A 19,461-nucleotide genomic window follows, 5' to 3' on the forward strand; every position below is an offset into this window, starting at 1 on the left:
GCGTCTGAACAGGTAGGTCGGCCCGGGAACGGAGCGCTGACCGGCACCTGGAACCTGCCACCGGACACCAAAACCACCCATTTCCCCTTGAGAACCTCCCCGGGATTCCATGGGCACCGAGGGTTCCCAAGCGACAGACACCGCCCACCCGCGAACGCCAGCCGAAGGATAACCCGCACCACCCACACGAACCTCGGCGACGACCGAAAAGGCAGGCCCAGCCCGCCGTCCACCCTCGCGGGTGCACCGACCCCGCACAGGTGGTGCACCCTGAGGGTGCACCACTGGGAGAGCATCCCGGAGCAACCCGGAACACCCTGGACGACGACTCCCCCTTCACCTGCACATTCTCAGGATTTATGCAGGTCATCCCCCTGAACCTGGGGCATTCGATTCCCGTCATCCGCTCCATTCGAAAGAAAGCCCTGACCTGCGATGACACATCGAACAGGCAGGGCTTTTCTGCTGTCGGAGGTGAATGCGGGGAGCCGGCGCCCGAACACCTGAATCCGTTCCCCTACCCGAGGCACCGCGCTACCGCCACGGCTCCCTGGTCATCGGGCCGATCGTCGCCTGCAAGGTGCGATCCGCGATCGCCGGCGGACACAACCCCACGAAGACGCATGCGGGTCCCTCGGTCACCGCACTGCTGTGGGCCTGTGCGAACCTGGCTCCGGGTCCGTACGAGTGCGTGACCGAACCCCCGGTGCGGTCCGGGCCTCGGGTTCCAGTCTGTATGGGGGCGGCAAATGAGTTCGGCATTGGTGCTGGTCATCGTCATCTTCGGGACTCTGGCCATTCTCGCCGGCGTGGCCTTGCTGATCTTCTTCGTCCTCCGGGCGACCCGGGCCGCCCGCCCGCCTGAGGCACAGCAGCTCCGACCCGCGATCGAGCAGTGCGGGTGGGCGTTCTCCGAGCGCGACGACACGCTCATCGAGCTGTACAACCGCCAGTTCGACCGGCGGGACCGGCGTACGCCGCTGGCGGGTCCCCCCAGAGCCACGGCGGCACATGACGTCGTCTCAGGAACCCACCGGGGGCGGCGCTTCCTCGCGTCCACCTTCGACGTGACCTACCAGGGGAACCACCAACGTGAGCGGGCCATCTGGGTCGCGGCCCCGTCCCCTCATCCGATCCTGAACATCACGCGCGTCCCGCGGCTCCAGAACTCCGCCAACCAGGCCATCGGCCGTGGCGGGACATCGATCGGGCTCCCGGAGTTCGACGGCCAGTTCGAGGTGACGACCGAAGACGACGACTTCGCGCGCGCCGTACTGCAACCGGATGTCGTCAACCTCCTGCTGGCCGATCCGCGCGCTCCCCGCGGAATCCACTTCCGCGGGGAGTTCCTTGACGCGATCGACTCGATCAACGACCACCGGGACCCCCGGGAGCTGCTGCCCGCCCTCGACCTTCGGTGCGACATCCTGGACCGCATCCCGAATTGGAGGTAGGGCGCCGTACCACCGGGACTCGACGGAGGCACCGGGCACGGACCCGCCGGGGTCGTATGCACCGCCAGTACTGCGACCGGACGAGGAGATGCGCGCACGTCGGCCACACGCCGGAGGGACGATGGCAATGGGCGCCGCCGGAGGTGTCCGGACCGCCGGCGGTGGGATGGTGAGCACATACCTGGAGAGCTTCAAGCGCCTTGAGAGCGAAGCGGCGCCGCTGGAGTGAGGGAGGACCATGCCCAAGCGGATCGACCATTACGACGACCCGCAGGCCCCGCCCGCCAACAGCCTCGTCCCCTCGGTCAACGTGGTCGTCGTCAACGAGAGGGACGAGGTTCTGACGATCTGCCGCACCGACAACGGCAACTGGGCCGTGCCGGGCGGCACGATCGATCTCTGAGAGTCCCTGACCGAGGCGGCGGTGCGCGAGACGCAGGAGGAGACCGGCATTACCTGCGAGATCACGGGAATCTCGGGGACCTACACCGACCCGAAGCACGTCATCCACTACACGAGCGATGACGAGGTTCGCCAGGAGTTCTCGATCGTGCTGACAGCGCTACCGGTCTCGGGGGAGGTGAAACCGAGCAGCGAGTCCCGCGAAGTCCGCTGGATCCCGAAGGCGGAGTTGGAGGGATACCGGATGGACCGGTCGATGAAGCTCCGGCTCAGCCACTACGTGGAAGGCCGGGCCAGGCCCTACATCGAGTGAGGCCCGGCCCCTCCCGACCTCGGTCGATTCACCGGCCGGGATCGAGGGGCGTGCCCCCTGCGGGCCCGACCGTCTGCCCCGCCTTGTCGGCCCGCCTCAGAACACCTCGCTCACGAGCCTCCGGTAGGCCTCCTGGCCCCGGGCGTTCATGGTCAGGTCGGGGTCGTCCACGTAATTGATCGCCGCCGTCAAGGTCGTGCTCCTGTCGGGCGCGGCGGCCGCCAGCGCCGCGTAACCCGGGACGCCGCCGTTGTGGTTGATGACGGTGCCGCTCTCCGTCTCCTGGACGAACACCCCGAGGCCGTAGTCCATCGACGGGATCCCCGTGGACCGCGGCGTGCACATCTCGACCACCAGCTCGGGCGGCAGGAGCCGGCCGCCCAACAGTGCGGACAGGAACACGGCCAGGTCCTCGGTGGTCGAGATCACGTCGCCGCCGGTGGAGAGCCAGGAGGGGTTCTGGCGGGTGATGTCGACCGTCTCCTGCACGCCGTCCTTCTCGTAACGGAAGTAGGCACGGGCGTGCGGCGCGGGGATCTCCGGCGAGTCCTCCGGCAGCACGGTGCCCGTCAGTCCGAGCGGCCCCAGGATCTGCCGCTGCATCTCCTCAGGGAACGTGCGGCCGGTGACGCTCTCGACCAGCAGCCGGGCCAGCACATAGTTGGTGTTGGAGTAGCTCCACGCGGAACCCGGCTCGAACCGCGGCGGCTTCGAGAGCGCCGGCCGCACCAGTTCCTCAGGGCGGTGGCTCGCCAGCCGGCCGCCCAGCCACTCTTCGGTCGTCGCGCCGTAGGGCGTGGTGACGCCCGGGATCAGTGTCCCCTCGGCATCGAACTCGCCCGTGAAATTGAAGACGCCGCTGGTGTGCTGCAGCAGCATCCGCACCGTGATCCGCTCGTCCAGACCGACCCCGGGCAAGTGGTCCGCTGCCTGGGCGTCCAGTCCGATCCGCCCCTCGGCCACCGTCCGCAGCACCAGGGCGGCGGCGAAGGTCTTGGTCGTGCTGCCGATCCGCGTGTACGTGTCCGTCGCCGGCGCTGCGGCCCCGCCCAGCTCGGCCCGTCCGGCGCTGCCGGCCCACTCGCCCCGCCGGTCGCGTACACGCAGCGACACCCCGAGGAAGCCGGATTCGACGATCTCCTCGATCGCCCTCTGCAGCTCCGGGCGGTCCTGCCCGGCGGTATCCGTTCCGGGGGTGTCCGCTCCGGTGGTGCCGGTCGGCGGAACGCTCCCGTGTCGGTCCTCGTGCCGACCGGAAAGGGGTGTGGTCATCGTGGCCCGCTCCTTCGAATCCGTCGTGCGCGGTCGGCACTGTGCCGTTGTGCCCGTTGTGCCGCTGTGCCTCTATGAGGAGCCTGGCCCTTGCCCTAAGGTCAACCTCAAGCGTGATCTACGCCACACAGACTCGGAGCACACTCAGCGCATGGTCTCCGCACAGAAGGAAGGCGTCGCGCCGATGCCGGACGGACTCACGATCGGCCAGGCGGCCTCCTTCGCCGAAGTGACGGTCAAGGCCGTCCGCCACTACCACCGGATCGGACTGCTCGCCGAGCCCCCGCGCGACGCCTCCGGCTACCGCCGCTACGGCGCGGCCGAGGTGCTGCGGCTGGGGCGGGGCCGCACACTGGCCGCCGCCGGGGTGCCCCTGGCCGAGATCGGCACCATGCTCGAATACGGCCCCGAGCGCTTCGCCGCGGCCCTCGACGACGTCGAGACGCGCTTGAACCGGCGGATCGAGGAGATGACCGCCCAGCGCACCAAGCTGCGCCGCCTGGCCGACGGCGACCAGGCCCTGCTCCCCGACCGCGCCGCGGTCCTGCTGGAGCAGGGGCGCGCCTCCGGGCTCACCCCGGAGGAGGTGGCCGCCACCCGGGAGGGCTTGGTCCTGGCCCGGGCGCTGGACCCCGATGCCTTCGACGACTACCTCGACGACGTGGAGGCCGCCCTGGGCGATCCGCACGTCATCGACCTGCACAAGCGTGCGGGGGAGGCCCTCGCCTGGGAGCCGAACGACCCCCGCGTCGAAGAGGTCGCCACCGACCTGGCCGAGTACGTCCTGGCCCACCCCGCGATGCTGAAGGTCGTGACCAGCTTCCAGAACGCCCGCACCTCGCCCGCGACCCGCTACCGGCTCATCAGCCGCTTCGGCAACCGGTCACCGGCCGGGGCCCGGCTGCTCGACCTCATCTCCGCAGGCGTGTTCATCCCGTGAGGGCCGCCGGTTCCGCTCCTTAGGAGCACTCGACGCAGGTTCAAGACCGCGTTCGCGTCCCCGGCCGACACCGACGGCCCAGGGGCGGCCCACGGGAACGTCCCTGTCCTTCCTTGATGATCCCGAGAGGTCGAGGACGCGATACGCGAACGCGGCGGTCTCACCGTGCCGAGAGGTCAGCGGCGCCTTCCAGGCGGGTCAGCAGCCCTTGAAGCGTTCGTCGGCGGACCAGCCGGCGTCGGCCCATTCCTCGGGCTCTGCCGGGGTGAACCCCGGGTAGGCGTCGCTCAGCTCTTCAAGCAGCCACTGGGTGAACCGCGCGGCGCCCTGGGGGCAGGTGTGGATTCCGTCCTCACTGCGGTCGGGTTCGCCGTCGCGCGCCCTCTGGTACTCGTCGCCCCACACCTCACCGGCGTCGAGAAGTCTCGCATCGCCCGAGGAATCCGCGACCTGCCCTGCGATCTCTGACGTTCGCTCCAGCTGGTCCATGTGCGGCCGGTAGAAGTCGTCGGGCTTGATCGGCGGCATGGTCACGAACACCAGGTCCGCGCCCTGGTCGGTCACCGTGGTGAGCAGCTTCCCGTACCCCTCCCGCTGCTCGTCGGCGGTCCCCCAGTCGTAGGTGGTGACCTGGTAGACGACCAGGTCGGGGTCGGCGTCGGCGACCCGCTCGGGCAGCTCCTCCCAGTTCTTCTCGGAGAAGGGCCCGACGACGTTGCCCCCGCCGTCCGAGGCCTCCGACACGAACTCGACACCGCTCGCGTCGAACGCCTCCGCCATGGGGAGCGCCTGGCCCGCGGCCACCGAGTCCCCGAGCAGGAGGACCTCGGAGAGCCCGGGACCGGCCGAGGCGTCAGCACCTTCGGACGCGCCCCCGGACGCGCCCGCGTCCTCGGATGCGGAGCTCCCTCCGGAGCAGCCGACGGACAGGAGAAGGGGCCCGACCAGGCCCGCGATGAGGATCGGTCTGTTGATCATGTCCCCGACGGTGCCTGCCGCTTGTCCCGGCCCGTCCGCCACCGTGTCCCGGTCGTGTCGCAGTCCCCCGCGCCTGCGGGCCCGGCGGCCGGCCGTTGCGCATACTTGGAGCGATGGCTGCGATTCTGCTGATCGAGGACGATCCCCTGGTCCGGCGCGGCCTCCAGCTCGCCCTCTCCCGGCACGGCCACGGGGTCGGTGCCGCGGACACCGGCGAGCGGGGCCTGCGGGAACTGGAGTCGGCCGCGTACGAGCTGGTGGTGCTCGACCTGATGCTCCCGGGCATCAGCGGTCTGGAGGTGTGCCGCCGCATCCGCGCGTCCGGCGGGGTCCCGGTGATCATGCTGACCGCCCGCGGCGACGACTTCGACATCGTCAGCGGGTTGGAGGCGGGCGCGGACGACTACGTCGTCAAACCGGCCCGGCCCACCGTGCTGGACGCGCGCATCCGCGCCGTGCTGCGCCGCAGCACCCCGTCCGACGGCCTGCGCGTGCACCGCGACCTGAGCATCGACACCTCGGCCCTGACGGTGACGCTGCACGGCGAGCCGGTGGCCCTGACGCCGACGGAGCTGCGGCTGCTGCTGACTTTGTCCCGGGCGCCCGGCCGGGTGTTCAGCAGGCAGCAGCTGCTGGAGGAGGTCTGGGAGCACGACTACCTAGGCGACTCCCGCCTGGTCGACAACTGCGTGCAGCGGCTGCGCGCCAAGATCGAGGCGCGCCCCTCCGCGCCGGAGTACGTGCAGACGGTCCGCGGGTTCGGCTACCGCTTCGGGCCGGTGTGAGCCCCGTGCTCGGACGGCTGCGGCCGCGCGGGCTGCGCCCCCGGCTGGTGGTCGCCTTCGTCCTGGTGACCGTGCTCGGGGCCGCCGCGGCGGCGTGGGCCGGCGCGGGTTCGGCCGCGACCGCCCTGGTCGACGGCGCCCAGGAGCGGATCACCGGGGAGGTCGCCGACCGGGTGGGCGCCGCCGCCCCCGAGCTGGCCTACCCCCCGGACCAGGACGCCCTCGACCGCCTGCGCCGGGATGTGGGCCCGAACACACTGGTGACCTACGAGGACATGCGCTCCGCCGACGGCACCGGCCCCCGCCTGGTCACCGACGCGCTGCGCGGGGCCGTGCGCGAGCGCGACCGGATCACCGTCCAGCGGGTCGCGGCCGACGGCCGCCCATGGCTCCTCGTCGGGGTGCCGCTCATGATCACGGCCCCGGACGGCGGGCGCACCCCGTCCGGCATCGAGGTGTACGCCGTGCGCGACCTGTCGGGCGTGCAGGACCAGGTCGACGCGCTCACCCGGGCGGCGGCCGGAGCCTCCGCACTGGCCCTGGTCCCCGCGGTGCTGCTGGCCCTGCTGGCCGCGCGCGGCGTCCTGCGCCCCGTGCGCGATCTCCGCGACACCGCGCGCCGGCTCGCCAGCGGCGACCTCGGCGCTCGGACCGCGCCACAGGGCGCCGACGAACTGGCCGAACTGACCGCCACCGTCAACGAGATGGCCGAGTCCGTCCAGACGTCGATGGCGGGGATGGAGCGGATGCGGGCCGACGCCCGCCGGTTCGCCTCGGACGTCTCCCATGAGCTCAGGACGCCCCTGAGCACGCTCACCGCGGTGGTCGAGGTCCTGGCGACCGCGTCCGACCGCATGGAGCCGGACGACCGCGAGTCGGTCGGGTTGGCGGTCACCGAGACCCGGCGCCTGGTCCGGCTCGTGGAGGATCTGATGGAGGTGTCGCGTTTCGACGCCGGTTCGGTCCGGCTCCGGGTGGAGGAGTTCGACGCGGTCGGCGCGGTACGCGACTGCCTGCGCGCGCGGGGCTGGCTCGACCGGGTCGAGCTGGAGGGGGTCGAGGGGATCACGCTGCGGGCCGACCGGCGCCGCCTGGACGTCGTGGTGGCCAACCTGGTCGGCAACGCGCTGCGGCACGGGGAGCCGCCCGTGCGGGTGCGCGTCACGGCGACACCTGATGAGGTGCGGATCGAGGTGACCGACGACGGACCGGGCCTGCCGGAGGAGGTGCGGCCGCACGTGTTCGACCGCTTCTACAAGGCCGACACGGCCCGCGCCCGCACCCCCGGCAGCGGGCTCGGCCTGGCGATCGCCGCGGAGAACGCCCGCCTGCACGGCGGCGGCATCACCGCGGAGAACGCCGGCGGCGGCGGTGCGCGGTTCGTGCTGCGGCTGCCGAGGGACCCGGGCGGGCAGGAGAAGCAGGAGGAGGGGTCGTGAGACCGGCACAGGCGGTGCGGGCGCGGTCGGCCGCGCGGGTCCCGCTCGGGCTGTGCGCGCTCGTGGCCGCGGCCCTGCTGTCCTCGGGCTGCGGGCTGCACCCCACCGGACCGACCGACGGCGGTCGGGCCCCGACCGGCGTGGCACCCGGCATGACCCTCTACTTCGTCGACGGCGACGGCGAACTCAAGGCGCAGCAGCGCGAGAGCGGCCGCCTGGGATCGGTCTCGGACGCAGTGTCCTTGCTCCTGACCGGCCCCGGGCCCACGTCCGGCCTGCGCACGGAGATCGCCCCGGTCCCCACGACACGGGTCGCCGTGACCACCGCGCCCGACGTGCTCACGGTGGTGGTGCCCCTGTCGGTCGACGAGGTGACCCCGCAGGGCATCGACCAGATCGTGTGCACCGCGCTGGGCGCCCACGTGCAGCAAGGGGGATCGACGGGGACGAAGGTCCAGGTCCGCTTCACCCTGGGCACCGCGGAGTCGGAGGAGCACCGGACCTGCCCGCTGATCGGGTGACGCGCCATGGACGGTGGACGGCGCCGCCGGTCACTCCAGTTTCGCGATGTCGACGGCGGGCGGGGCCGGGGCCGGCAGCACGACCCACAAGACGGCGAGTCCCACCATGGCCCCCGCGAACGCCCACGCCCCGCTGCGCCCGCGCGCCCACCGGGCGCGGAACCGGATCGGGTCCTCGACCAGGTACTTCGACAGGGCGGCCAGGGCGACGGCCGCGGCCGCCACGACAGCGGTCCGGGCCCACCCCTCCAGGCCGGTGCGCTCGGGCGAGAGCAGCACGATGACCGGCCAGTGCCACAGGTACAGGCTGTAGGAGACCAGGCCCAGCCAGCGCAGCGGCCGCCAGGACAGCGCGCGGGAGAGGCGCGTCCGCGGGGCCTGGACGCACAGGCCGATCAGCAGGGCCGAGGCCAGCGAGTGCGCGAAGAGCCCGCCGGTGAACAGCCACCGCGTGTCCGCGCCGTCCGCGAGCAGCCAGATGACGGCGATTGCGGCGGCCGTCGCCGCGGCGGCCGCGCCCGCCCACCGGCCGACGGCGGCCGCGAGGAGGGCGCGGGCCGGGCCCGTGGCGGCCGCGGCGCCCAGGAGCAGCGAGAACGCGCGGGTATCGGTGCCCATGTAGACGCGGGACGTCCCGTCGGCGCCGACGAGGAGGACCATCAGCACCAGCGAGGCGGCGGAGGCGGCGACGGACGCCACCGCGATCCGGCGGTCCACCGGCCGTTCCGGGTGCCCGCGCCGTCCCGGGCGCCGTGCGGATCGGGCCGCGGCCAGCAGGACCAGCGGCCACACCAGGTAGAACTGCTCCTCGACCGCGATGCTCCACAGGTGCTCGAAGACCCGTTCCGCTCCGAAGCGGTCCCAGTACCCGGCCGACTCGGCGAGCAGGTGCCAGTTGACCAGGTTCACCTGCACCCACGGGCCGTCGGAGAGCATCGTGCGCACCGTGTCCGGCGGCCCGAGGGCCCAGACCAGTACGGCGACGGAGGCGAGCATCGCCGCCAGGGCGGGGAACAGGCGGCGGATCCGCCGGCCCCAGAAGGCGGCGAGGGAGACCGATCCGCTCGCCGCGACCTCGCGCAGCAGCAGGTCGGTGATGAGGTAGCCGGAGAGGGCGAAGAACAGGTCCACGCCGAGGAAGCCCCCGGGGAGGCGGTCGGTGTGGAACAGCAGCACCCCGAGGATCGCGATCCCCCGCAGCCCGTCCAGGGCGGGAACGTACGGTGCGCGCCCGGAGGCGCCGTCGGCGGCCCGGACGGCCCGGTTCGGCTCGGCTTGCGTCATGGAGGCGAGGCTGCCGTCCCTGTGTCCGGGCCCTGTGGCCGCCGAGTCGCAGTCGTGTCGCAGTCGGCGGCCCAGCGCACGCTCACGGAGCGAAGGGCGGGCCGGGCAGGTTCTGCGACGGTGAGCGGACGTCGGTGGTGAGCGGACGGTCCGCCGGTCACGCCGGATCCCGGCGTTCGGGAATGAGAGGACACCTGAACCTGCGCGGGATCTGTAGGCCTTGGCCCGCCGCACCGAAACCCACGGACAGCCCCCCGCTGGCAGAGCCGAACCGGGCGATGCCGCTGGGAAAGAACCGCTCGTCGCGGTCAGGGGCGCATGAGGCCAAGACCGCGGAGGCCGCCGAGCGCGCGGCGTTCTCGCCATCGCCGTCGCACAGGCGTCTCAGCAAATGCCCGTCGACGGTCTAAGGGAGCCAAGCTCCCTTCTTCCCGTCGACCACGGGCAGGCCCTGCTCGTGTGCTCTACGGCGCCAGGATCGCCGACCCAAGAGGGACTGATTCTGCCTACCCTGCCTCGTCCCCTGAGCGCAGGCGGGGAAGAACGGCGAGGACGAACACGGCACCTGCCATGAGCACGAGGCCGCCGACCTGGAACGCGAACCCGTAGCCGCCCGCCAGCGCTTCGGAAGCGGACCGGCCCGCCGTGTGCGACGCCGCCACCGTGGACAGCACGGCGAGCCCCAGCGCTCCACCGACGGTGCGCGCGGTGTTGACCAGGCCCGAGACGAGCCCCGCGTCCTCAGGTGCCGCGCCCGAGGTGGCCGACGACGTCAGGGGCGTCGCCGCCAGCCCCAAGCCGAGCGCCATCAGGATCCCGGGGCCCAGGACCGTGGCGACGTATCCGCCGCCGGCCGGAATCCCCCACCCGGCCCACAGGAAGCCGGCGCCGCTGACGGCGATCCCCGCCATCGCCACGTACTTCCCGTCGAGGGCCCGCATCACCACCGGGGCGACCTTGGAGCCGAGGATGATGCTCACCGTCTGCGCGAGGAACCCCAGACCGGCTTGGAGCGGGCTGAAGTGCAGGACGTTCTGCATGTACAGCGACATGAAGTACCACATCGACACCATGGCGGCACCGCATACGAACATCGCGGCGTTCGCAGCCGATATCGGGCGCGACGCGAACAGCCGCAGCGGCACCAGCGGGGCCGCCGTCCGCGCCTCCACGAGGACGAACGCCCCCAGCATCACGAGCCCGCCGATCAGCGGTCCGAAGGCGCCCGGGGCGCCCCAGCCCTGCGTCTCGGTCTGCACCACCCCGTAGACCAGCGTCACCAGGCCGAGGGTGACCAGCAGGGCGCCCGGCACGTCGAGCCGGGGCGGCGCGCCCTCCCGGTCGTCCCGCCGCTCGGTGACCCACAGAGCGGCCGCGACGACGGCCAGCATCCCGATGGGCACGTTGATGAGCAGCACCCAGCGCCAGGACAACAGCTCGGTCAGGGCGCCGCCGATGATCCCGCCGGCCGCACCGCCTCCGGCGCCGACGGCCGTCCACGTGGCGATGGCCCGGGTCCGCGCCGCCCCCGGAGGGAAGGACGTGGTGAGGATCGTCAGCGTCGCCGGGGCGAGCACGGCGGCCCCGATCCCCTGCACCGTGCGCGCGCCGAGCAGCTGCCACGGCTCCTGGGCGAGGCCGCCGACCAGGCTCGCGACGATGAAGGTGCCGAGGCCGAGGAGGAACATCCTCTTCCGGCCGAAGACGTCGACGGCCCTGCCTCCGAGCAGCATGAGTCCGGCGAAGGCGATGGTGTAGAGGTTGACCACCCATTGCAGTCCGGTGGCGCTCAGGCCGAGGTCGCTCCGCATTGCGGGGAGCGCGACGTTGACGACCGACACGTCGAGGACGACCAGGAACTGCCCGGCACAGGCGGCGAGCACCACGGCCCACAGCCGCGGGGAGCGGCCGCCCGCCGTATCGGGGTGGGCGGGTGATGTGACCACGTGACCGGCCATTCGTCGTCCAATCGGGGTGGGCCGCACAGGGCGGCGGCGGGCGGCGGCGGGCGGCGGCGGGCGGCGCCGATCCGGACCGACGGGATTCGGGGCCGAGGGAGCCGGGGCCGACAGGGGCGGGGTCGGCGGCGCCGGGGTCAGTCGGTCGTGAGGTTCCGGTCGAGCAGCGGGACGAGGTCCTTCCAATGCCGGTCGAGGCCGGAGGGGCTGAACGCGGAGGTGTCGGCCATCGTGAAGCCGTGGACGGTGCCCGGGTACACCTCGGAAGTGCAGGTGACGCCCGCCTCGTCCATGGCCTCGTCCCAGCGCGCGATGTCCTCGGGCTTCATGCCGTCGTCGTGCTCGGCGAAGCCGAAGTAGAGCTCGGCCGCGATGTCGGAGGCGAGCCGGTGCGGGCTGTCCGGGGCGTCGGTGACCAGGGAGCCGGGGTGGAAGCCCGCTGCGGCGGCGACCTGGTCGGGCCGGGCGGCGGCCGTGCGCACGGCCAGCACGGCGCCGAAGCAGTAGCCGACGGTCCCGACCGGCCCCGGCCGGACCTCTGGCCGCGCCGCGAGGAAGTCGAGGTAGGCGCCGGCGTCGGCGAGCGCGCGCTCGACGGTGTGCTCGTGCAGCAGGGGCAGGGCCTCCCGGAAGAAGGCCTCGCGGTTCTCAGGCACCGTCAGGTCGGGGACCTCGACCACCGGGGCGGGGCCGTGGCGGTAGAAGAGGTTGGGAACGAGGACGTGGTAGCCGTGCGCGGCGAGCCGCTCGGCCATCTCGTGGATCACCGGGCGCGGCCCGATGATGTCCGGGTACAGGAGCACCCCCGGGTGCCGCTCCCCGTCGTCGGGGGACGCGACGACGGCGTCGGCGGTGCCGTCGGGCGTGGGGACCTGGACCGAACGTGTCGACATGTGCGGGTTCCTCTCTGGACGTCGTCAGGTGCGCCGCAGGCGCACGCGCCCATCCTCCGCCATGGGCCCCGCTTCCCGCTCCGAACGCACCTCCCGGACGCACGACCGACCCTAAAACCTCAAGCTCACTAGAGGTCAATGAGGGCCGGGGATCTGTCACCTCCCCTGCGTGCGCGGCAGATCCCCGTCCCGACCTCCCCGCGCCGCCCCGAAAAAGCCGCCCCCTACTCGGCCTCCGGATCCCCGAACGCCCTGCGCAGAGACGCCGCCGCGTCGTCCCCGATCGCCTCCCCGACCAGAGGGAAAAGGCACTGCTTGGCGATCTGCGGATGGTTGGCGGGGTCGGGGCACATGAAGACGGCCATGATCCTCATGATCAGGAGCGGATCGTGAAGCATTTGAGAGATCATGAGAGACCGCAGCGTCAAGACCGCCAGTTCTTTCTGGAGGTCGCTTGCGAACGGGTGCACCTCGCCGGGGAGAGGTTCCTGAAGAGCGGCCGCGGATTCCGCCGCTGCCTCCGCCGCATCGCAGATCCTTTCCACCGCCCCGGACAACTCGACCAGAAGCGAACACCAGAAGTGCCCGAGTGTCCTCCTCTGCGGATCGGTGTCATCCCCGTCCCGGACAGGCTGTTTCTCGGCGCGGTCGATGGCCGTTTTGCGCACCGGCCCGGAAAGATGATCCCCCAACCCCTTGACCTGCCCGAGAAAGCCTTGGTCGCCAGCGAGCAGGTCCACCAGGTCGGCTGTGGCCCGCTTCGCAGCCGCACGCTTCATGGTCTTGGGGCGGCCCTCAGGGGCACCGTCGGCCCTGAGCGCCCCGAACCACTCATCATCCACTGTCGCGCGGTACTCACTACGGACTTCGGGGGCCTCTCCGCGAGGCGTTGGAATCCCGGCCAGCCGTGAAGGGCGCCGCCACACCACCCACACCTGCACCGGGAGTGTTTTGCGGTTTCACATTTCTCGGGGTGCTTCATGAAGACTCCGTGCCAACGGCGGGGGCAGGGCTTGCGCAAGCCCAGGGAGTCCTCATTTGATCCCATTACCGATAGGCCAGAAAAAGGAGTCGGGTGGCACGGCCCTCTGACGCTCCGGAAAGCTCTGCATTCCTCATCGGAGACGGTTTGCCGAAGGGGGCCGGCCGCGTGCCGCTCGGATCTGCGGTTCCCCGTCCCCGTGGTCGGGGCTGGTCCCCGCACGGCGTCCGGATGCGGACACAGTCATTGCGCTCACGGCCACGCCAGGGCATCCGAGCCTTTGCCCCCGAGCACGTCGTCATGAAGGGGCAGGCGGAGGTCGGGGCCGGGTCTGTCTCGCCCCCACGAACCCGAACGCACGAAGGCCCCGACCACATGGTGGATCGGGGCCTTCACCGAGCCTGCGCGCGGAAGGCGGACGCCAGAACCGCGCCCGACGGAACCGCGCTCGTCAGAACATCGCGCCGTCCGGCTTGAACAGGGCGCCGTCGACCGGACCGGCCTCGGGCCGCCCAGTTCCGTCCTTCCCGGCGCCGGCCTCCTCGCTCGGCAGGAACGGGCTGGGCGCCCCGTGCCAGGTGATCGTCAGTGCGTCCCTCGCCCGGGTCGCGGCGACGAACAGCAGGGACCGGGTCCGCTGCATCTCCCGCTGTCGACGCTGGGGGTCCTCGTCACCCATCTGGGCCATCCGGCGCGGTGGGACCCGCCCCTCGGACACCCCGGCGATGGCGACCCGCTTGTACTCCAGCCCTTTGAACCGGTGCAGGGTGCCCACGTGCACGGCGTCCTCCAGCCGCGGCCCCTCCGGACCGATGCTCGCCGCCGTGACGCCTTCCCGGACGAGCCGCTGCTCGACCTCGGCGACCATGTCCCGGATCGGGACGGCGACCGCGATGGTCCCCCGCTCCCGGTCCTCCCCTTCCCGCTCCGCCCGCTCGCGGTCCTCCTCCTGCCAGGCCGCGACCTTCCGCGCCACGGCGTCCAGCTCCGCCTCCCAGGTGGGGTACCCGGCCAGCTCGGGCCGGGGCCCGTGCAGCACCGACCGGTAGCCGGACAGGTCCTCGGAGCTGTCGTCCAGGTTGTCCCAGGTCTCCTCCCCCAGCAGCCGCAGCGCCGACCCGAGGATCTGCCGGGTGGTGCGGTAGCTCAGGGTCAGCCGCGACGACCGCCCGCGGATGTTGATGCCCAGGCTGCTCAGCGAGACGTAGTTGTCGTAGATCCGCTGGTGGGTGTCGCCGACCAGGAAGATGTCGTTGTCGCCCTCGCGCACCAGAGTCCGCAGCAGCTTCCAGTGCGCGGGGCTGAGGTCCTGCGCCTCGTCGACCACCACGTGCCGGTAGGGGTAGCGCAGGTTGGCCCACGACTGCTCCAGGTGCTGCAGCATCTCGGCGCCCTCGCGCTCCTGCCGGGCCTCGAACTCGGCGATCTTCATCGCCTGCTCGGTCTGGATACGCGCGGCCATCTGGGCGACCTGCCGGTGCGTCCACATCCCCTTCTCGTCCAGGCGCATGGTGAAGCGCTCAACGATCTGCCAGATCCTCGCACGCTGCGCCCGACTGATCCGGCTCCCGCGCCCGGCCCGCCGCGCCCGGAAGTACTCCGAGCGCGTGTTGATCGCCTGGCCGAGGATCACCTGGCTCCACTCGGCGTGCAGGAACTCGGCGTCCCACTCGGTCTCGCCGAGCTCGTCGAGGAGCGCCTGCCACTCGGCGAGCGCCTTGGCGTCGTCGATGCGCTTGCGGCGGCCACCGCGCCCGGTCTGGGAGACGATCTGGGTGGCGAGCTTGTCGATGTTGACGACCTCCACCCGGTCGAGGACCTCCTGCCCGCCCAGTTCCAGCAGGCGCTTGCGCAGGTCGCCGGCGAGATTCTTGTTGAAGGTGGTGAACAGGACGTCCTTGCCGCGCCCCGGGGGCAGCCGGTCGACGAGGTGGGCGACCCGGTGCAGCGCGACGATCGTCTTGCCCGTCCCCGGACCGCCGCTGACCCGCGCGGGCCCGCGGTAGTCGCGCCGGACCAGCTTGCTCTGGGACGGGTGGAGGAAGACCTTCCACTTGCCGAACCCGTCCTCGATGGCCACCTGCAGGTCGGTGTCCTCACTGGTGACCCGGGTGGCGGGGCGCGCCAGCGCGGCCGAGTAGTCGGAGGTGTCCACCGGCTCGGCCGCGGCGACGGGCCGGGTGACCTCCTCCAGTACCTCTTCGTAGGAGCAGCCGTCGGCGAGCCTGAGCAGGACGTCTTCGGAGAGTGCGGGGGCGGTCTCCACCAGGTGGAGCAGGCCCTCCTCGGTGGTCACCTTCAGTGCGAGCGGGATGAGCGCCTCGGCGACGCCCAGATCGGCCAGCTGCTGGTGCGTGTAGTCGGCGAGCAGGGGGCGCGGTGCATCCTGCGGCGCCTGCGGGACTGCGCCTTGGGCCTGCGGCGCGGTAGGCCCGGCCTCGGCCCCCGGGGCGCCGGAGGGGGCCAGCTCGGCCGACTCGACGATCTCCATGAACTCGATGCCGCCGGTGACCGGGTTGACCTGGTGTTTGAGCCGGTCGAGGTTCTTGTAGACGTCCTTGTGGGGGCGGACGGTCACCAGGACGTAATCGCTGTTGCCGACGTGCAGCAGCAACGCGCGGTAGTCCTGATTGATACGGGCCGAGTACAGGCGGCCCCCTTCGGCCCCTTTCAGGATCTCCAGATTCAGGCCAGGGCTGTTCGGGTTCTCCCGGAACTTGTACTGGAAGTCGTAGATGGCCCCCTTGACCGGCCGGGGAAGCTTCCTGATCTCCTTATCGGCCTTGTCCAGCAGCCTCAGTGTGGCCTTGTCCTGCACGCTCATCCTTCCGTCCCGCCGAGACGCCGCACCAGTTCGGAGACGTCCCACTCCCGCGCGCCCCGCGCCTTCCAATCCGCCTTCTCGAAGGCGGCGTCCCGCTTGGCCTTCTCGGCCTCGCCGTCGCCGATGCCGTCGTGGCCGTACCCGCCGAGCACAACGGCGATCCGCCGGTCCGGCCAGGCCAGCTCCGCGGGCCACAGGCCGTCTCCCAGCTCGTATCCGACCTGGGGGGCCGGGACGCCCCGGGCGAACAGGGTCCGGGCCAGCGACTCCAGTCCCGGCTCCTCATCGTCGAGCAGGCCGATCACCTCGGCCCATTCGGGGTCGTCCTCCGGCGCCCCCGCACGCCCGTCCTGATGGAGGCCGGGGACACCTTGTGCCGCCGTCTCGACGGCCGTACTCCGCTCTTCCGAACCCGTCGGTTCGGGCACGGCGGTCACGGCGGACGCACCGGCTGCGGCACCGGCGGGCTCCGCCTCCCTCGCATCGGACTCGCCCCCGACCACCGGCTCGGGCCGCCGCTCCGGCGACGGCTGCTCCACGACCGTGTAGGGGACAGTCCCGGTGATCTCGGTGATGATCTGCGTCAGCTCGGGATCGGCGACCAGGGTCCGCGCGAGGCGCTCGTCGAGCCCTTCCCCGCCCGCCGCCGTGAGGGCATCCAGGTCGAAGCCGCCAAGCGCGGTGAGGGCGATCTGCGCGCCGTCCCCGCCGGACCCGCCCCCGGTGGCGTCTCCCAGGAACTGCACCAGGTTGCCCCAGTACAGCCAGGCCCTCCAGCGGCGCTTGTGCGCCTCCTCCTCAGCGACGATGGTGGCGTCGCGGTCGTCGATGACCACGAAGGCACTGATCGCGTCCCTGTTCCTCCGGTCCGCCACCAGGGTGACGGGCAGGCCCGAGGCGTCCGCACTGCGGACCAGTGCCACTCCTCCCGAAGCGGCCTGGGGGTCCGCGCTCAGCGCACCGCCGCGCAGCGCCTCCGCCAGGGCACCGCCGAGCGCCTCCGGCTTGACCGGTCCCCCGTCCGCCTCAGGCGTGCGCAGCATCCCCATCGCGGCGGCCTCCGCCCGGCCCTTCCAGCGCTCCTGGTCGGGATCGGCCAGGAACGCCAGGAGCGTCTCCACAGGGCTGGTCCACACCGTCCGGGGCAGTTCCTCGGCGGAAGCGCCCTTGCTCTGGTGGTACTGGCGCGCGCGGGTCTCCGCCGCGGAACCGTACGGCCGCCACGGCGGATCCTCGGGGACCTTGCCGGTCTCCCAGTAATCCATGTCCTCCCAGGTGAGCTGGAAGACGGGGATGCCGTACGCGCGCAACCCGGCCCGCTTGCGGGCGTCGTCGGCGAGCCGGTTGTAGGAGCGGGACGCATGGTAGCTGTAGCCGTCGAGGTAGACGGCCACCCGCTGGGCCCCCGCGTCTCGCCGCTGAAAGACGACGTCGGGCCGGGTGTCACGGATCGTGTTCTGCAGGATGACCCGCCAGCTCACGAGGGTGCCGTCGGCCCCCTCCAGGCGCAGGTCGCCGGTGAGGCGGTCGTTGACGCGCCCGCCGCCGCTGAAGGAGCGCCCGGTCCCGGGTACAGAGGCCCATGTGCGCAGGGCCGCCAGGAACCGGGACTCCAGTTCGCTCTCGACCTGGTCCCACAGCGAGATCTCGTCGGTGGCCGAGACGGACTCGGTCCGCCAGTCGTCCAGGAGCTCGCGCAGCATTTCTACGGCCAGGGCGCGGTCCGCGTAGGGGAAGTCGGGACCGGCCACGTGCGGCAGCAGGCACAGGTGGCAGGCCGCCGTGTCCTCCTGCTCCTTGCACGGGCACTCGGCCACCACCTCCAGGGCGCAGGACAGGATCTGCCGGATGCCCTCCTGGCCCGACTTGGGGTTCAGGTAGCCGCTGCCGCCGGGCAGGGTGTCGTAGACGACGAGGAACCGCCGTGTCGACCCGGTCTGCGGGTCGGGCATGGTGGCGGTGGTGGCCGCGATGTGGTCGAGCCGCCCGCCGTAGAGCCGCGCCAGCCCGGCCATCACCGCGGCCCGGAAGGTGACGGTGCGTTCGCGCACCAGGATGTTGGCGGCGGGCACGAGGATGCGCAGCGCCTCGGTCTCCAAGGTGTGCGCCAGCACCAGCGGCAGGTGCTCGACGTCGTCGCCGCGGCGCTGGCGGCACCACGGCCGGTGGTGGCTGGGCGAGGCGTCGTAGCCGCTGGTCACCACGGAGGCGCTCCGACCACGGTCGGGCCGGTCGGGGGTGGCTCCCCCGCACTCGGTGCACACGTGGAACGGGTGGTGGCGGACCAGCTCCCCGGCGAACTCGGTGTCGGCGGGGCGGTCCATCCGCAGCGCCCCCAGGTTGAAGCGCCGGATGACCGCCCGCCGGGTGAAGTCGACCCCGAAGGCGCGCTTGCTGTGCCGCCAGGCGTGCGGCGCGATGTCCTCGCGGGCGATGTCGACGGCGGTGGCCACCTCGTAGTAGCGCCGCTGCCGGTCGTCGTGGTCGTCGCGGATCTGCGCGTCCTCGCGGCGGTTCCGGGCCTCGACCCGGGTCGGCTCCAGCACGTTGTGCAGGGCGCTGCTGTCGCCGATCCGGGTCCCCTTGCACCGCAGGCAGGGGCTGGTGTCCTCCTGGGCGGTCGTGGTGCGCACGTACCCGCACTGCGGGCAGACCCGCCACCGCGCCCAGGTGCGCCGGGTCCTGGTGCCGATGTCCAGGCCGTCGACGGTGTGCCGGTAGCCCCGCGCGTAGAAGTGGTTGCCGGGCGCGAACTCGGTGAGGGCGGGCAGGGCCGAGCGCTCGTACTCGCGGACCTCGCTGTGGTAGCGGGTCTCGCCCTCCGCCTCCGAGCGCTCCGACCAGGTGATGGTCGCCTCCAGCGCGGTCGTGCCGTCGACCAGGGAGTAGTTCGGCAGAACGCCCAGCTCGACCAGGGCGGAGTGGGCGTCGGACCGCCCGATCTCGCCGATACGGCGGGGGCCCCCCCCCCCCCCGCCNGGTTGTTCTGCTCGGGGTCGGAGGCCACCAGGGCGTCGGCGGCGGCGTCGATCAACCGGAGCCGGTGGCGCAGGTCGGCCAACCGGTCCTCCCAGCGGCGCTCGGCGGCGGCCACCGCCTCCTTGATCCCGACCGCGGCGAACTCCCGGAGCTGGGCGGCCGCGTCGTCGCCGACCGGCTCACCGGCCCCGGCGAACAGCCCGAGGAACCCTTCGACGAGCCGCGGCCCCTCGGCGATGGCCGCCTCGGTGAAGGAGGCCAGCCACCCGGTCTCACCGAAGAGCGCGGAGGCGCGCCGGGGCAGCGGCAGCACCCCGGGCAGCTCCCCGCGCGCCGCCAGGTCGACCAGGTGCGCGGCGTACTGGCGGCGCAGGATCTCCACGGCCGACGGGTAGCTGCCCGGCGGCTGGATCCGCCCGGCGATCATCGCCGTGGGG

13 protein-coding genes and 1 pseudogene are annotated in these 19,461 nt (G+C 72.2%); 6 read left to right on the forward strand and 8 right to left on the reverse strand.

Annotated features, from left to right (window positions below):
• Window positions 1–749: 749 nt before the first annotated feature.
• Entirely contained in the window at window positions 750–1,454 is a 705-nt protein-coding gene (locus tag D450_RS0122705) for a hypothetical protein (RefSeq protein WP_026128716.1), read from the forward strand.
• Between the two features lie 238 nt (window positions 1,455–1,692).
• A pseudogene (locus D450_RS30995) lies at window positions 1,693–2,169 on the forward strand (NUDIX domain-containing protein).
• A 96-nt stretch (window positions 2,170–2,265) separates the two neighbouring features.
• Here D450_RS30995 and D450_RS0122720 read toward each other — a convergent pair.
• Window positions 2,266–3,441, reverse strand: coding sequence for a serine hydrolase domain-containing protein (locus D450_RS0122720; protein WP_017540934.1), 1,176 nt, complete (start codon window positions 3,439–3,441; stop codon window positions 2,266–2,268).
• Window positions 3,442–3,592: 151 nt separating this feature from the next.
• Between D450_RS0122720 and D450_RS0122725 the strand changes: the two genes are divergently transcribed.
• Window positions 3,593–4,381 (forward strand): MerR family transcriptional regulator, encoded by a 789-nt coding sequence (locus D450_RS0122725; protein WP_241483249.1) that lies wholly within the window; start codon window positions 3,593–3,595, stop codon window positions 4,379–4,381.
• 198 nt (window positions 4,382–4,579) lie between these two features.
• Here the strand turns inward: D450_RS0122725 and D450_RS0122730 are convergent, their stop codons facing one another.
• On the reverse strand, window positions 4,580–5,359 hold the full coding sequence (locus D450_RS0122730; protein WP_017540936.1) for an SGNH/GDSL hydrolase family protein: 780 nt from the start codon (window positions 5,357–5,359) through the stop codon (window positions 4,580–4,582).
• Window positions 5,360–5,472: 113 nt separating this feature from the next.
• Between D450_RS0122730 and D450_RS0122735 the strand changes: the two genes are divergently transcribed.
• From D450_RS0122735 to D450_RS0122745, 3 genes are read left to right on the forward strand one after another with little or no spacing between them, the layout of a single operon-like run.
• A complete protein-coding gene (locus tag D450_RS0122735; RefSeq protein WP_017540937.1) occupies window positions 5,473–6,144 on the forward strand; it encodes a response regulator transcription factor in 672 nt (223 codons plus the stop codon).
• The gene (locus tag D450_RS0122740) at window positions 6,141–7,583 is read left to right on the forward strand and encodes an ATP-binding protein (protein WP_241483250.1); all 1,443 of its coding nucleotides are present in this window, start codon (window positions 6,141–6,143) and stop codon (window positions 7,581–7,583) included. The genes D450_RS0122735 and D450_RS0122740 overlap by 4 nt, the downstream gene beginning before the upstream one ends.
• On the forward strand, window positions 7,580–8,104 hold the full coding sequence (locus tag D450_RS0122745; protein ID WP_152520900.1) for a GerMN domain-containing protein: 525 nt from the start codon (window positions 7,580–7,582) through the stop codon (window positions 8,102–8,104). The genes D450_RS0122740 and D450_RS0122745 overlap by 4 nt, the downstream gene beginning before the upstream one ends.
• Window positions 8,105–8,134: 30 nt before the next feature.
• Here the strand turns inward: D450_RS0122745 and D450_RS0122750 are convergent, their stop codons facing one another.
• The 6 genes from D450_RS0122750 to D450_RS34920 all read right to left on the reverse strand — a co-directional run bounded on the left by D450_RS0122750 (window position 8,135) and on the right by D450_RS34920 (window position 18,591).
• Window positions 8,135–9,388, reverse strand: a complete 1,254-nt coding sequence (locus tag D450_RS0122750; RefSeq protein ID WP_017540940.1) for an acyltransferase family protein — start codon at window positions 9,386–9,388, stop codon at window positions 8,135–8,137.
• Between the two features lie 506 nt (window positions 9,389–9,894).
• Window positions 9,895–11,334, reverse strand: coding sequence for an MFS transporter (locus D450_RS0122755; RefSeq protein ID WP_017540941.1), 1,440 nt, complete (start codon window positions 11,332–11,334; stop codon window positions 9,895–9,897).
• Between the two features lie 149 nt (window positions 11,335–11,483).
• Window positions 11,484–12,239 carry a dienelactone hydrolase family protein gene (locus D450_RS0122760; RefSeq protein WP_017540942.1) on the reverse strand — a complete coding sequence of 252 codons (756 nt, stop codon included), beginning with the start codon at window positions 12,237–12,239 and terminating at the stop codon, window positions 11,484–11,486.
• Window positions 12,240–12,463: 224 nt separating this feature from the next.
• The gene (locus tag D450_RS0122765) at window positions 12,464–13,081 is read right to left on the reverse strand and encodes a hypothetical protein (RefSeq protein WP_017540943.1); all 618 of its coding nucleotides are present in this window, start codon (window positions 13,079–13,081) and stop codon (window positions 12,464–12,466) included.
• A 591-nt stretch (window positions 13,082–13,672) separates the two neighbouring features.
• The gene (locus D450_RS0122770) at window positions 13,673–16,045 is read right to left on the reverse strand and encodes a UvrD-helicase domain-containing protein (protein ID WP_017540944.1); all 2,373 of its coding nucleotides are present in this window, start codon (window positions 16,043–16,045) and stop codon (window positions 13,673–13,675) included.
• The gene (locus tag D450_RS34920; RefSeq protein ID WP_241483251.1) at window positions 16,042–18,591 is read right to left on the reverse strand and encodes a DUF1998 domain-containing protein; all 2,550 of its coding nucleotides are present in this window, start codon (window positions 18,589–18,591) and stop codon (window positions 16,042–16,044) included. Before D450_RS34920 ends, D450_RS0122770 begins: the two co-directional genes overlap by 4 nt.
• Window positions 18,592–19,461: the final 870 nt, after the last annotated feature.

It is taken from the genome of Nocardiopsis halophila DSM 44494 (assembly GCF_000341245.1).
GTDB classification, from domain to species: domain Bacteria; phylum Actinomycetota; class Actinomycetes; order Streptosporangiales; family Streptosporangiaceae; genus Nocardiopsis_A; species Nocardiopsis_A halophila.

Coding starts and splice junctions, on each gene's coding strand:
- D450_RS0122735 (WP_017540937.1), top strand. CDS start 5,473: ATGGCTGCGATTCTGCTGATCGAGGACGATCCCCTGGTCCGGCGCGGC.
- D450_RS0122760 (WP_017540942.1), bottom strand. CDS start 12,239: ATGTCGACACGTTCGGTCCAGGTCCCCACGCCCGACGGCACCGCCGAC.
- D450_RS0122705 (WP_026128716.1), top strand. CDS start 750: ATGAGTTCGGCATTGGTGCTGGTCATCGTCATCTTCGGGACTCTGGCC.
- D450_RS0122720 (WP_017540934.1), bottom strand. CDS start 3,441: ATGACCACACCCCTTTCCGGTCGGCACGAGGACCGACACGGGAGCGTT.
- D450_RS0122725 (WP_241483249.1), top strand. CDS start 3,593: ATGGTCTCCGCACAGAAGGAAGGCGTCGCGCCGATGCCGGACGGACTC.
- D450_RS0122770 (WP_017540944.1), bottom strand. CDS start 16,045: ATGAGCGTGCAGGACAAGGCCACACTGAGGCTGCTGGACAAGGCCGAT.
- D450_RS0122730 (WP_017540936.1), bottom strand. CDS start 5,359: ATGATCAACAGACCGATCCTCATCGCGGGCCTGGTCGGGCCCCTTCTC.
- D450_RS0122750 (WP_017540940.1), bottom strand. CDS start 9,388: ATGACGCAAGCCGAGCCGAACCGGGCCGTCCGGGCCGCCGACGGCGCC.